The organism is Streptomyces uncialis (assembly GCF_001905345.1).
GTDB lineage: Bacteria > Actinomycetota > Actinomycetes > Streptomycetales > Streptomycetaceae > Streptomyces > Streptomyces uncialis.
Map to the genome: position 1 here is coordinate 1,217,447 of NZ_LFBV01000002.1, position 12,605 is coordinate 1,230,051.

Consider the following 12,605-nt stretch of genomic DNA (forward strand, 5'->3'; position numbering starts at 1 on the left):
GGGGGTCCGGACGGCCGGGCCGTCTGATCCCGCCCGCTCATGCGTGCTCGTCGACGGCGCCACCGAAGTCCAACTCGGGGATCGCCGTGACCTGCGGTGATGTGACGCGCGTAGCGAAATCACCGCGACGGTCCGGGACATCGGGACGATCGTCCTGATGGTCGCGGACCACGACCCAGACGGTCATCTCACCGCGTGCGTCGTCCCGTACGCCCCAGTCGTCCGCCAGGGCGGTGATGATGTTGAGCCCACGGCCGCCGTGCGCGGTGACCGAGGGCGTCGCCGGAACCGGACGGGTCGGACCACCGCCGTCCGTCACCTCGACCGTCAGCCGCCCGGACGGGTCCACCCGCCACGCGGCCCGGACATCGCCGTCGCCCGCGAGGGCGTCGCCCAGCGGCCGACCGTGCCTGCACGCGTTGCTGAGCAGTTCCGACAGGATCAGGACGGCATCGTCCACCACCTGCTCGGGTACTCCGCCGCCCCGCAACTGCCCCCGCATCCGGCGCCTCGCCATTCCCACGCCCGCAGGGCCATGGGGTACGGCCATGCTCGAAGACGTGGGCACTTCTTGTGCCACCACAAATGCCACCCCCGAGACCTCCTTCGCCCCACGCCACCGTTTGGATGCCCCAATGGACTGGACCGGAAACCGGTCCGCGGGACTCCTGTGACGCACTCGTGGAGATCGGACACGCAGTGAACGCGCCGGGGCACACCCCGTGACGGGAATCAGCTCCGGCCGAGCTGTGCGAGCACCTGCTTGGGCCGGTTCGTGATGATCGCGTCGACCCCGAGACCGACGCAGAGTTCCACGTCCTCGGGCTCGTTCACGGTCCAGACGTGCACCTGGTGGCCCGCGCCCCGGAGCTTCGCCACGGCACCCGGGTGGTTGCGCAGGATGCGGATCGAGGGTCCCGCGATCCGCACCTCCCTGGGAAGACGTCCGTCCCGTATGCGCGGGGTCAGGAACTGCGCGAGGTACACCGTCGGCAGCGCGGGAGCGGCGGCCCGGACCCGGTGCAGCGAGCGGGCCGAGAAGCTCATGATCCGGACCGGGGAGTCGTCCCCCGCGCGCGGGGCGTCGAGTCCGAACCGTCCCAGCTGCGCCAGCAGCCGCTCCTCGACCTGACCGGCCCAGCGGGTGGGGTGCTTGGTCTCGATGGCCAGCTCCACCCGGCGTCCGGCGTCCGTGACCAGTTCCAGCAGCCGCTCCAGGGTGAGGACGGAGGCGGTCCCCGGCCCGGTGGCGCCGGGGCGGTCCGGGTTCGCCTCCCAGTCCGGGCTCTCCTCCCAGCCGGGGCCCTCCTGGCCCGCCGAGCTGCGCTTCCAGGAGCCGAAGTCGAGGGCGGCGAGATCGGCGAGTTCGAGGGCGGAGACCGCTCCGCGGCCGTTCGACGTACGGTTGACCCGGCGGTCGTGGACGCACACGAGGTGGCCGTCCGCCGTGAGGCGGACATCGCACTCCAGCGCGTCGGCGCCGTCCTCGATGGCTTTCCGGTACGCGGCCAGGGTGTGCTCCGGCTCGTCCTCGGAGGCGCCCCGGTGGGCCACTACCTGGATGGGGCGTCGGGTCTCGTGCTGCCGTGCGTGGGTCACCGAGTCATGGTGCCACCGGAGCGGGGAAGGTGTCCGTGGAGGACGTCGTCTCGTCCGCCTGGGGGACGTCCGACGGCCAGTCCGTAATGTCCGGCATAAAGAATGTCATCGTACGCACAGGATCGGCTTATGGTGCCCTGACGGCCCATGGGAAAAGCTGTCAGGACACCGCGTCGACCGCGGACCGTACGCGACCGTCACCGGTCGTGGGTCACCAGGCGCGGGACCAGACCGCCGACCGAGGCGTGGACCGAGGAGAGAGCAGCTGTGAGCACCGAGAACGAGGGCAACCCGGTACCCCCGGCCCCGTCCGCACCTCCCGTGCCGCCATCGGGCTCCCCCGCTCCAGCGCCCCACAGCCAGGCGGCCGGACCGGCACAGGGCGAGACCCTTCCGCCCCGGCCCGACACGCCCCCCGCGCGCGGGGCGGAGGAGACGCCTCCGCCGGGCGCGTACCGGGCGGACCCGTACGCCGACGCGCCCCACCCGGGAGCCGTCCCTCAGGACAGCGCCCCCGGCGGATACCAGGAAGCGCCGGAGCGACGGGCCGCGGTGCTGGCGACCAGCGGCGCACCCGGTACACCCGGCGCCCACGAGCACACCCAGGGCGCCCCCGCGCCCGCCCCGGGCCTCGCCCCGCCCGGCGGCGACCCGTACGCGGCGCCGCACGCCGCCGTACCGCCGCCCGTCGGCGCCTGGCCCCCGCCGCCCCCTCCGGCGGTCCCCACCTACGCGGACGCCGGCGGAGCGGGTGGCTGGGGAGCGGCGTACGAGTCGGCGGAGCACAAGCCGCGCGGCGGTCGCCGCGGCGGTCTGCTGGCGGCCGTGACCGCCGCGGCGCTCTTCGCCGGCGCCCTCGGCGGCGGGGTCGGCTACTGGGCGGCCGAGCGCAACGACGAGTCCGTGGACTCGACGACGGTCTCCGCGTCCGACACCCCCGCGGACCTGAAGCGTGATCCGGGCACCGTGTCGAACATCGCCGCCACCGCGCTGCCCAGCGTCGTCACGATCGACGCCAAGGGCGGCGGTGGCGAGGGCGGCACGGGCACCGGCTTCATCTACGACAAGCAGGGCCACATCCTCACCAACAACCATGTGGTGGCGTCCGCGGCCGAGGGCGGTCAGCTCTCGGTGACCTTCTCCAACGGCAAGAAGTACGACGCCGAGGTGATCGGCCGCGCCCAGGGGTACGACGTGGCCGTCCTCAAGATGAAGAACGCGCCCTCGGACCTGAAGCCGCTGCCGCTCGGCAACTCCGACAAGGTCGCCGTGGGCGACTCCACCATCGCCATCGGCGCGCCCTTCGGCCTGTCCAACACGGTCACCACGGGCATCGTCAGCGCCAAGGACCGCCCGGTGGCCTCCAGCGACGGCGGCAACAGCAAGGCGTCGTACATGAGCGCCCTCCAGACCGACGCGTCGATCAACCCGGGCAACTCCGGCGGTCCGCTGCTGGACGCGCGCGGTGCGGTCATCGGCGTCAACTCCGCGATCCAGTCCGCGGGCAGCGGCCTCGGCGGCGCGGGCCAGGCGGGCTCCATCGGCCTCGGCTTCGCCATCCCCGTCAACCAGGCCACCGAGGTCGCCCAGACGCTCATCAGGACCGGCCAGCCGGTGTACGCGGTCATCGGCGCCTCGGTCTCCCTCCAGGAGAGCGGCGGCGGCGCCACCATCACTCAGGAGGGCGCGGGCGGTTCGGACCCGGTCTCCCCGAACGGTCCGGCGGCCAAGGCGGGCCTCCAGCCCGGCGACGTCATCACCAAGCTGGACGACACGGTGATCGACAGCGGCCCCACCCTGATCGGTGAGATCTGGACCCACCAGCCCGGCGACTCGGTCAAAATCACCTACGAGCGCGACGGCAAGGAGCGCACGGCGAACCTCGTCCTGGGTGAGCGCAAGGGCGACAGCGGCTGACCCGTTACTCTTGTCCCCGCGCCGCCCCCGCCGGGCGGCACGGGGAGACGTGCCCGAGCGGCCGAAGGGAACGGTCTTGAAAACCGTCGTGGCAGCGATGTCACCGTGGGTTCAAATCCCACCGTCTCCGCAGAGGTCAGAGAAGTAGCTGGTGAGAAGGGGTGCCCCGGTTCCGGGGCACCCCTTCCCCGTGCCCGGGGTGTCTCACCCTGAGTCGCCCGTATCCCGCCCTTGACCAGGGTGTACGGGCCAGGGGCGGGCCAGGATTCGCGACCTACTCGCCGTCCAACTGGGCGCCGATCAGGCTGTTGGCATGCTCTTGCCCTCCGCGCAGGATCTTGGCGTAGAAGCGGAACAGCACGGCGACGCTGTGCCCGGCCCGACGGGCGACCTCCACCGGGTCGACCCCCGCTTTGATCCACAGCGAGACTCCCGCGTGCCGCAAGGAGTAGGGAACCTCCGCCAGGGGTGTTTTCGCGTCCCTCGGGCCAAGAGCCTCCTTGCGAGCGGTGGCCCACAGGCCGCAGTACTCCGTGGACCGCACCCGGCCGCCCTCGGCGGCCCGGAAGAGCCTGCCGTCCGGCGCTGTGCCGTACTGGGCACAGTGCTCCCGCAGCATCCGCACGAGGACCGGGGGAGCGGGCACCGGGCGGGTGGCACGGCGGGCCCGTCGCTTCAGGCCGCGCGTCTCGTATGACGTGCCGTCGTCCGTCCACCCGGCGCCGACCTCCGGGCGGCTTTCCTCCAGCAGTAGCTCGCCCCACGCGTCCGGGTCCTCCTCGGGCGGGAGTACATAGTCCGTGTCCTTGAGCGCGGAGACTTCGGCCGGCCGCATCCCCGCGTAGTAGATGCAGCCGAAGAACGCGGCCAGGTGCTCACCCCGTACACCCTGTTCCTTTACGCCGTTGATCAGCGCACGGGCTTGCGACGGCCCAGGGACGTACCGGAAGTCGACTTCGTCGTCCGTCTTGGGCGGCGTCCAGTCGATCCCCAGCAGGGGGTTCCGGGGGTAGTGCCCCTTCTCCACCGCGTACCGGAGACAGTTGCTCAGCGCCATGACCTTGCGGTTCACGGTGTTGTCAGCGGCGGCCTTGCCGTCCAGCTTGAGGGACAGCGCGGCGAGTGCTGCCCTCATGTGCTCAGGCTTCCCGGCCGTCGACAGCTTCATGGAGTTCTGCGCCAGCCAGGCCAGGGCAGCGGCGATCTCCTGCGGTGGGTCTTCATGGGCGAAGCGGGAGACGACCGATCCGTCAGCGGTTGCGACCGCCCGAAACGCCCATCCGTAGAGCGCGCTCCGCAGAACCTTGCGGTCCGGGGCTCCCCGAGTGGTGGTGACCAAGACGGGGGAAACGACTGCCAGGGCTTCAGCGATGCCCGCGCGATGCTTGGCGGCGGCCCGCGGCCACTTCATGAGGACGTAGGCCAGCGCGTGCTCGTACCAGGTCGGCTCAGTGAGGGCGGCGAGCTCGTCCACCGGCAAGCCGGTGTCCACGTCGAACTGCTGGCGGTTGCGCAGAGCCGACATCAGTTCGCTGCGACGGCCGTCGGCCTGAGCGTGGACCTTGAAGCTCTTCGAGTGCGGGCGGGTTCCTACGCGCCACCGCAGCTCGTAGGGCTTCGGACGGCCCTTTCGCTGCCTGATGGACCAGATTTCTACGTCGTACGTGTGCATGGGTCTCCCATGAGAAGAGGGCCCGCACGGTGGCGGGCCCCCTTGGTGGTGGCGGTGGTCAGGCTGCGGCGTCTCCCTCGCACGCCTCCCACCAGTCGTCCAGATCGCTGCGGCGGACCCTGAGCTGACCGTTCGGGAGCTTGCGGATGCGGGGGGCTTGGCCGCGGGCGCGCATCCGATAGAACGCGGCACGGCTCATGCCGATCTCGTCGAGGACTTCGGGGAGCTTGAGCATCTTGGGGTTGGCCATGCGGGACTCCTCATGCGGGCCGGGCCGTGTTGGTGTGGGGAGCACGTCGCACAAACAGCAATATCCGCAGAATCCCGTTCAGGGCTGTTGACCTGCGGCGATGCGGTGCGTGGGGTGGTGACCAGGGTCGCTCGCACAATCCCGCGATATTCCGCAATATTCAGCGGCCCGACGGAGGACAGGAAGCTCGGAGGGCGCTTCCGGGATTTGTGCGGAATATCGCGGGATTGTGCGGCGAGGTCCACCGGACGATGCGGGTGGGTTCCGTCGCAGGTCAGCGGCTTGCCTGGGGTTTCTGCGGATACTGCGGTTTGTGCGGGGTGATTCGGGGTGCTCAGCGGTCGCTGTGCCTGATGCCAGGGTGGGCCTGGATGCGGGGGGCGGGTGGCCGGCCACGCTTGCCGGTGCGCTCGGGCTGGTAGGTCCGCAGGTAGCCGTGGTCCTCCAGCAGGGCGAGGGCGGGTTCGAGGTCCGCGATGGTGGGGACCTCGGTGCGGGAGAGAACGGTGAAGAGGTCGCGTCGGCTCACGTCGTCCCACGCCTGGTCCCGGAGCGCGTCCAGCACGCTGCGAGCGCGGCCGATGACGGGATCGGCGCCCATGACGTCGAACACGGCCAGGGCGTGGGCGGTGTAGTACTCGCCCAGCTCGATGGCCGCGGCCATGGTGGCTTCGGTCACGGGGCGGGTGTAGCCGTTGCCAAGGTGGTCGGCGAGGTGCAGCAGTGCGGCCATCCGGGCGGTCGCTCCGGCGAGCTTCCCGGCCCAGTTGGCGATGTGGCCCAGCTTCCCGCCCCTTGTCTTGAGCTGGGGTTCCACCCGTTCCTGGAAGGCGATCAGGGCCGCGTCGGCTTCGGGGGTGAGCTGGATGACGGCCGGGTCGGTCCACTCCGCCAGGGACAGAGTCAAGTCGATGACGTTCGACGCGTAGGCGGCGGCTGTCCGTTCGGGGATGGGATCGGTGAGGATCTTCCGCTCACCAACCCGCGATACGGGGAGCGCGTACAGGAAGCGGGCCAGCAGGCCGCGCCCGTCGAACCCCTTCACCTTGCCGATCTCGCGGAGCACTTCGGGCTGCACGGCCAGGCCGATGGTCAGGGCGGGCGCGTCGATGTACTCCCGGCGGGTCTGCCGGTTGACCCTCAGCCGGTCTCCGGCATGGCCTTTGAGGAAGACCTCCATGTTCGGGGCGCCGGAGTAGCGGCCCGCGATGATGTCGAAGATGCCGCCTTCAGCCGACATGACGGAGAGCCGTCCGCCCTGCTCGGCCATGAGAGAGGTGACGGTCTCGGGGGTGGAGTCGTCCGCGAGGAGGACCGGGTCCACGGGCACGGTGAGAGCTTCGGCTGTCTGGGCCAGGCCCACAGCCGTGGCGACAAGCTCGTCACGCTTGCCCGCCTCCGCCGACGCGGCCTTGGCGGCGGCCCTGTCGGCCGCTTCCCGTGCCAGACGCGCGGTGACCTCCGACTCCACGATGACCGGCTTCATCGCGGTCTTGAGCTGCTTCTCCGCTTCGTAGAGCGGGTTGGTGAGCAGGGAGAACACGGCGGACTTGCGGTTGGCGGGCGGGAGCGCGACCACGGTGTACAGGTTCGTGGGTTCGCGCCAGGCGCCTCGGACGTGGACCACGGACCGGCCGCCGGCCGCTGTGGCGAGCACGGCCAGGGCGAGGGACCCGGCGAGGTCCGCCGGGGTCTGGGTCTCCTCGGCAACGGCGGTCACGAAGTCCCGCACCCACCCCGGCAGCACGTGCACAGGGAAGGGCGGACGGACCCGCGTTCCGGTCAGGGGAACGGGGTCTTCCCACACCCACGCCTCCGCGCCCGGCTCCGTCTCGGGAGGCGGTTCGAGGGTGGAGAACCCGGCCCACAACGGTGAGTCGTCCGGGTGCGGGTCCGGGCGAACAGCAGAAAGGACGCCTCCGGCGACGACTTCCTCGGCGCCCACGGGGGCAGGGGGCTGACCGGTCATGCGGCTGCACCTGCTGTGGTGGTGGCGCGGCGGATGCCGTCCCGGATGCTGGTGGCGATCCGGGTGGGCGCGAGGCCGGTGGGGGCGGCATCGGTGAGGCGGTCGGTGACCTCCTGCTCCGTGAGCGTGCCTGCCGCGACGAACCGGCCCAGGGCGTACGCGGCGTTGTAGAGGGTCACGTTCTGGGTGCCGGTCGCTGCCGCGGCGACCTTCGCGAGTTCGGCGTTGAGGGCGGCGGTGGTGTACCGGGCGCCGTTGCCGATACGGACACGCGGTGCGGGGACTCGGTGGGGTGCGGGCGGCGGTGCCAGGAGGTCACAGAGCCACGTGGGGAGGGGGAGGGGTGGGGCGTCGTGCACGACTTCGTACCGCCGTCCTCGCACACTGCTCCCGGCCCCGACCACGTACCCGCCCCAGGCACGCGTGTCGACCTTCCACCCCACTCGTCCCGCGCTCCCACGCAGCTCTTCTCCCTCGGGAGCGCTGAAGTACAGGTGCAGCCCGCCGCGTCGGGTGCGCACGGTGTACGTCTCGGTCGGCATCCGCTGACCGGCCCGCTCGCACACGGCGGCGAACACGTCCAGCCCGTCGGGGAATCCCGCCCACTCCGGCGGCGGACTGTCCCGCGCGTCCTTGGGCAGGTCCAGGTCGACCACGACCAGGCGGGCCGGGCCGGTGGCGATGCCGATGTTGAACGGGGCCGTCTGCCAGGCGTTGCGAAGCGTCGCGGGGTCCGTGGTCGCGCGCTGCTCGGGCGTACGGTGCCCGGCCGCGCACCGGCCGGTGTGGGGGCAGTCGCGTTCGGGATGGCCGGTGGGCCGCTTGTCTCCGGGGCGGAGAGGGAACACGGGCCAGCCGCGCTCAGCGGCGTCGAGTGCTGCGGACAGCAGCGCGGGACGGGGGGCAGGTGTCATGCTGGGAGACCTCCACTGTTCAGTTGGTTGGGCGGTTGGATGAGGGCGGCCCCGCTTCTTTGGCGAGAGGGGGCCGCCCTCGGTTTTTGCTACTGCTCGTGGGTCGGCGGGGTCTGGTGTCGGCCGTGGAGGGGTGACGTTGGGTGACTGATCTAGTGGGGCTTACTGGGTAGTGGGTAGTGGGGTCCCCAGTGGGGGATGCCTGTTCAGGGGCGATGTGCGCCCCACTGGGGGCCGTTACTGGGTAGTGGGGCGTTCCCCACTACCCAGTACTCAGTAGCGCTGTGTGGAGGCGTTCAGGCGTGGTCGGGGTGGACGTAGACGGAGTGCGGGCCGTTGTCCCGGTAGACCAGCTCGCCGCGTTCGACCGCGGCCTGAAGGGCTGCGCGCACGGTCTTGCGGTCCTTGCCGGCCTGCTCCGCGATGGCGGACGGCTTCACCCCGTCCGCTCCGCCCGCTTTGATCGTCTCCAGCACGGAGGGCAGCCACGCGGGCCCCTGCTCCCGCTCGTCCCGCAGCGCCGACAGGTTGAGTCCTGCGGCGGGCGGTTGGTCGGGTGTGGTCGGGGCAGGTTCGGGGGCGGTTCCGAACTGCTGCTCGATCTGGTCCATGAACGCCTGGACGGTCGCGTCCTCGTCGGGGTGCGGTGTCCCGGTCCGGCGGTGGGCGGACAGGTTGAGCCCCGGCCCGGCGGTGGGCCGGTGGTGGTCGGGGGCCGTGCCGGGGGTGGTGGTGCCGTCGTGCATCCATGCGGTGCGGCTAGGGTCCCAGCGCCGGGCGTAGGCCGTGCCTGCGGCCTTGGCCGACACGTCGTCCAGCCGCGGGTGCAGTACGGAGGTGGCGTGGACGATGTCCGCGATCTGGTTCGGCTTGATCCGCCACGCTTTGAACAGTCCCGCCGGGGATTCCGGCGTGCCCATGAATCCCGCGCCCTTGTACGGCGCCTGGGTGACCTTGAGGCCGCGTGTGCCGGGGAAGACCTTGGACAGGTCCATGCCCTCGACCTCGCCTCCGGTCAGGCAGACGCGGGTCTTGGCCTCCCGGCGGATCATGAGGTTGCCGAGGACGGAGCCGGTGGCGCCGAGGGCGGTGAGGACGGTGCGGATGCCCATGGCGCGCAGGAGGCGGATGACTTCCAGGATCTTCGCCGCGAGCTTGCGCATCTTCGGGTCGTTGCTGGCGAGGATTTCTGCTCCCTCGTCGATCACGACCATGATCTGCGGAATCCGCTCGGAGATGGGCAGCAGGTCGGTGTTCGCCTTGGCCATGAGGTCCTGGTAGGCGATCTTGCGGTGCTTGCCGACCGCGACCGCCGCGTCGAGCATCAGCATCGCCTCGTCGTAGGAGGCGGCGAGCCAGTCGATCCCCGGCCGCACCGGCTCCCCGTCACCGCTCGCGCTGAGGGCGGGGCGGACCCAGGGGAGGCCGGCCGATCCCGCGTTCAGGTCGATGACCCACGTCAGCATGTCCCTGGCACGGGCGAACGACGCGAGGACATCGTGGACGAAGTTCGTCTTGCCCGACCCTGTCGGACCCACGATCAGGGCGCACTGCTCGCGCAGGAAGGCACGGACCTCGCGGCCGTCCGTGCGGACGCCCCAGGGCAGGCCGGTGTGGATCGACAGAGGGCTGTAGTCGGTGGGGTACTCGATCTCCCCGGCCAGCACGTTGACGGTGGTGACGTCGATGAGGACGCGTCCCTGGTGGGTGCCCTGGGTGGCGGTGGCGGTGCAGCCGTGGGGGAGGCGGGCGTCCGCGGAGAGGCGGGTGGATTCCTTCGCGATCCGGTCGTAGGTGATGCCGCCGGCGGGGAGTTCGGCGTCGATGGTGAAGCCGGTGCCGGTGGGCCACATCTCGACCGCGAGGACGGTGAGGGTGATCCCGCAAACCCGCTGGACCCGGTCCACCCATTCCGCGGCGACCGCCCGGCGCTCCGCCGACAGTTCGCGGGCGACCTGCCGGTCGGCTGCGGCCAGTGACTCCAGCTCGCGGGCTTCCTCGTGCAGGAGGGTGGAGCGGGCGGCGGCGCCGATGCCGACGCCGAGGGTGGCGAGGGTGCCGAGGGCGGTCCAGGTGAGGGGGCCGGTGGTCATGGCCCAGGCGGTCCAGCCCGCGCCGGCCAGCCAGACTGCGGCCCGCATCCCGAGGGTGCGGGCCGCGAGCCGGTCGCGCAGGCCGGTGGCGGTGTGGCCGACGGCCCCGGCGGCGCCGACGGCCAGTGCCCAGTGCGGGGGCATACCGGTCGCGGCCCCTGTGGTGGCGACGGCGAGCGCTCCGGTGGTGGCGGACAGGGCACCGGTCACCGGTCCGTGACCGGCCGCCCAGTCCCACACCGGCCCCCTGCCCGCCTTCGGCGCCTTGCCTGCCTTGGGCTTGCTGGTGGTGGTGGGCTTGGCGGTGTGTGCGGTGGTGTCGGTCATGAGACGTTCCAGCCTTTCTCGGCCTCCGGGCCGTTGCGGGGGTCCTCGTGGCGGGCGATGTCCTGTTCGTGGGCCTCCCGGAACAGCGGCCCCAGGTCCTCCGCGACCGCGACCGTGCTCATCAGCGCCCCGTAGATGGCGTCGAAGCCGTCCGCGACGACCTTCTCCAGCGGGAACTCGGAGTCGGAGCGCTCGGCGAGGATGCGCATCACGTTCGCCACCGACGTCAGCGCGACGGGCAGGGCCTCGACCATGGCGAGGATCTCCATCGCGGAGTCGGGGTCGTACTGCTGCGCGGCGTTCTCCATCTCCGCCGCGTGCTCCTCGAAGTTGAATCCGGAATCGGACATGCCGTCTCCCTCGGTGGGTGTGCTGGGTACCGGACCGGCCGGACGCTCCGCCCGGTCCCCGATTTCCTCGTCTTCGTTCTCGTCCTTGTCGGCTTCCTCGGCGGCGGCGAGGACAGCCGCGTCCCGCCCGGCGCGCTCGGCCAGGGCGGTGCGGAGCAGCCGCGCGTACAGGCGCCGGCCGGGGTGCTGGAGCCACTGCCAGCCGAGCTTGCGGCCCAGCGGGGTGGTGATCATCCCGACGATGCCGAGGACCGCCGCCAGCAGCGCGGCTAGCAGACGGCGCCCCCGGAACCGCACCGCCGACCGCCGCAACGCCCGGCGCGTCCGCCGCCGGGCCACCGCCGACCGCAACGCGGCCCGCCGCTCCCTGATCTGCCGGGCGATCCGGCGGTCCCGCCCGGCCCGTGTGCGGTCCACCGCAGCGGAACGGACCCCGCCCGCCCGCCGCAGCACCCGACCTGCCGCCTGACCTGCGGCCCCCTTGCCGACGCCCTTGCCGGTGCCGGAAGCCGCGTTGCGGGTGCGGGCGTCGGTCTTCGCCGCCCGTCGGGCATCCGCGACGGCCCGGCGGGCCTTGGTCGTCCCGGCACGCCGCTCGGCCCGCGACCCGGCCGCCGACCGCTGCTCGTCCCGCACCGCCCGGACCTGCCGCAACCGCCCCCGCAACCGTCCGCCCCCACTTCGGGGCGTGCTGCGGGAGGCGTCGGCCGGAGTCCGGGCCGCAGCCGAGGACGACGGACGAACCGCCCCACCGCGTCCCCCGGCCCGGGAAGGACGGAGCGGGGAGGTGCCCCGGCCCGCCCCGGCCGGACCGGCACCGACGGTGCTCCTGCCGCGCCCGGTGCGGACACTGGTCTTGCGGTCGCTGGTCTTGGGACCGGACCCGGCGGACCTGCTGCCCGGCCTGGGGGGCGTGGCCGACGTTGCGGCGCTGGTCTTGCGGGGCTGGGCCGGTACCCGGCCGCCACCGGGCCGGGGCGCCTTCACGGGCGGCGCGGGCGTCTTGGACGCGGTGGTGGTGCGGGGTTTGGGGGTGGTGGCCTTGCGGCGGGTGCGGGTGGCCACGGTCGCGCCGAGGACGGCCGCGCCGGTCGTGGCCACCGCGAGAGCGGCCGGTCCACCGGACAGGGCGGCGGCGGCGAGCAGCGTCGTCGTGGCATTCGCCCCGGTCACCGCCAGCGGCAGCACTGGCCAGCCGCCCGGGGTGTGCGCCAACGGGGCCGGTGCGGGGGCGGGTTGCGGTTGCTGGGTCTGCGGGGGCGGGCTTTCCGGGGTGGCCTGCGGGGCCACTACCGGAGCGATCGTCGTGTCGGTCATGCTGGTGGTACTCCCTTCGGGAGTGTCAGCAGTCCCCGGGCGCGGCCGGCCAAAGCGAGCGCCCGGGGGCTGTGCGGTGGTCGGTCAGATATGCGCGCGTACGGTGCGGCCATGAGTGACGGGCCGGGGCTTGTCCCTGCTCCCCCTGGGGGTGGGTGGCGGAGTGGGCCCTCTCACCGCCCGTACGGGACGGTCGG

Annotated in this window: 9 protein-coding genes and 1 tRNA gene; 2 read left to right on the top strand and 8 right to left on the bottom strand. The window is 72.2% G+C overall.

Features of this window, described 5'->3' with window-relative positions; translation table 11 throughout:
• Nucleotides 1–37: 37 nt before the first annotated feature.
• On the bottom strand, nt 38–679 hold the full coding sequence (locus AB852_RS13455) for an ATP-binding protein (protein WP_073787374.1): 642 nt from the start codon (nt 677–679) through the stop codon (nt 38–40).
• 53 nt (nt 680–732) lie between these two features.
• Nucleotides 733–1,599, bottom strand: coding sequence for a glycerophosphodiester phosphodiesterase (locus tag AB852_RS13460; RefSeq protein WP_073787376.1), 867 nt, complete (start codon nt 1,597–1,599; stop codon nt 733–735).
• A gap of 267 nt (nt 1,600–1,866) precedes the next feature.
• Between AB852_RS13460 and AB852_RS13465 the strand changes: the two genes are divergently transcribed.
• A complete protein-coding gene (locus AB852_RS13465) occupies nt 1,867–3,516 on the top strand; it encodes a S1C family serine protease (protein ID WP_073787378.1) in 1,650 nt (549 codons plus the stop codon).
• A gap of 43 nt (nt 3,517–3,559) precedes the next feature.
• Nucleotides 3,560–3,646, top strand: a tRNA-Ser gene (locus AB852_RS13470).
• Nucleotides 3,647–3,790: 144 nt separating this feature from the next.
• Here AB852_RS13470 and AB852_RS13475 read toward each other — a convergent pair.
• The 6 genes from AB852_RS13475 to AB852_RS39720 form a co-directional block, all read right to left on the bottom strand.
• On the bottom strand, nt 3,791–5,188 hold the full coding sequence (locus AB852_RS13475) for a tyrosine-type recombinase/integrase (RefSeq protein ID WP_073787380.1): 1,398 nt from the start codon (nt 5,186–5,188) through the stop codon (nt 3,791–3,793).
• 58 nt (nt 5,189–5,246) lie between these two features.
• The gene (locus AB852_RS13480) at nt 5,247–5,438 is read right to left on the bottom strand and encodes a helix-turn-helix transcriptional regulator (RefSeq protein WP_073787382.1); all 192 of its coding nucleotides are present in this window, start codon (nt 5,436–5,438) and stop codon (nt 5,247–5,249) included.
• A gap of 334 nt (nt 5,439–5,772) precedes the next feature.
• Nucleotides 5,773–7,407, bottom strand: coding sequence for a YfjI family protein (locus tag AB852_RS13485; RefSeq protein ID WP_079184568.1), 1,635 nt, complete (start codon nt 7,405–7,407; stop codon nt 5,773–5,775).
• Entirely contained in the window at nt 7,404–8,321 is a 918-nt protein-coding gene (locus tag AB852_RS13490; protein WP_073787386.1) for a bifunctional DNA primase/polymerase, read from the bottom strand. Before AB852_RS13490 ends, AB852_RS13485 begins: the two co-directional genes overlap by 4 nt.
• A gap of 296 nt (nt 8,322–8,617) precedes the next feature.
• Nucleotides 8,618–10,741, bottom strand: coding sequence for a hypothetical protein (locus tag AB852_RS13495; protein WP_245876740.1), 2,124 nt, complete (start codon nt 10,739–10,741; stop codon nt 8,618–8,620).
• Entirely contained in the window at nt 10,738–12,408 is a 1,671-nt protein-coding gene (locus AB852_RS39720) for a hypothetical protein (protein WP_073787388.1), read from the bottom strand. The genes AB852_RS13495 and AB852_RS39720 overlap by 4 nt, the downstream gene beginning before the upstream one ends.
• Nucleotides 12,409–12,605: the final 197 nt, after the last annotated feature.

What these genes read in the sequence shown, in the direction of transcription:
- AB852_RS13475 (WP_073787380.1), bottom strand. Translation starts at nt 5,188, where the DNA reads ATGCACACGTACGACGTAGAAATCTGGTCCATCAGGCAGCGAAAGGGC.
- AB852_RS13480 (WP_073787382.1), bottom strand. Translation starts at nt 5,438, where the DNA reads ATGGCCAACCCCAAGATGCTCAAGCTCCCCGAAGTCCTCGACGAGATC.
- AB852_RS13485 (WP_079184568.1), bottom strand. Translation starts at nt 7,407, where the DNA reads ATGACCGGTCAGCCCCCTGCCCCCGTGGGCGCCGAGGAAGTCGTCGCC.
- AB852_RS13490 (WP_073787386.1), bottom strand. Translation starts at nt 8,321, where the DNA reads ATGACACCTGCCCCCCGTCCCGCGCTGCTGTCCGCAGCACTCGACGCC.
- AB852_RS13495 (WP_245876740.1), bottom strand. Translation starts at nt 10,741, where the DNA reads ATGACCGACACCACCGCACACACCGCCAAGCCCACCACCACCAGCAAG.
- AB852_RS39720 (WP_073787388.1), bottom strand. Translation starts at nt 12,408, where the DNA reads ATGACCGACACGACGATCGCTCCGGTAGTGGCCCCGCAGGCCACCCCG.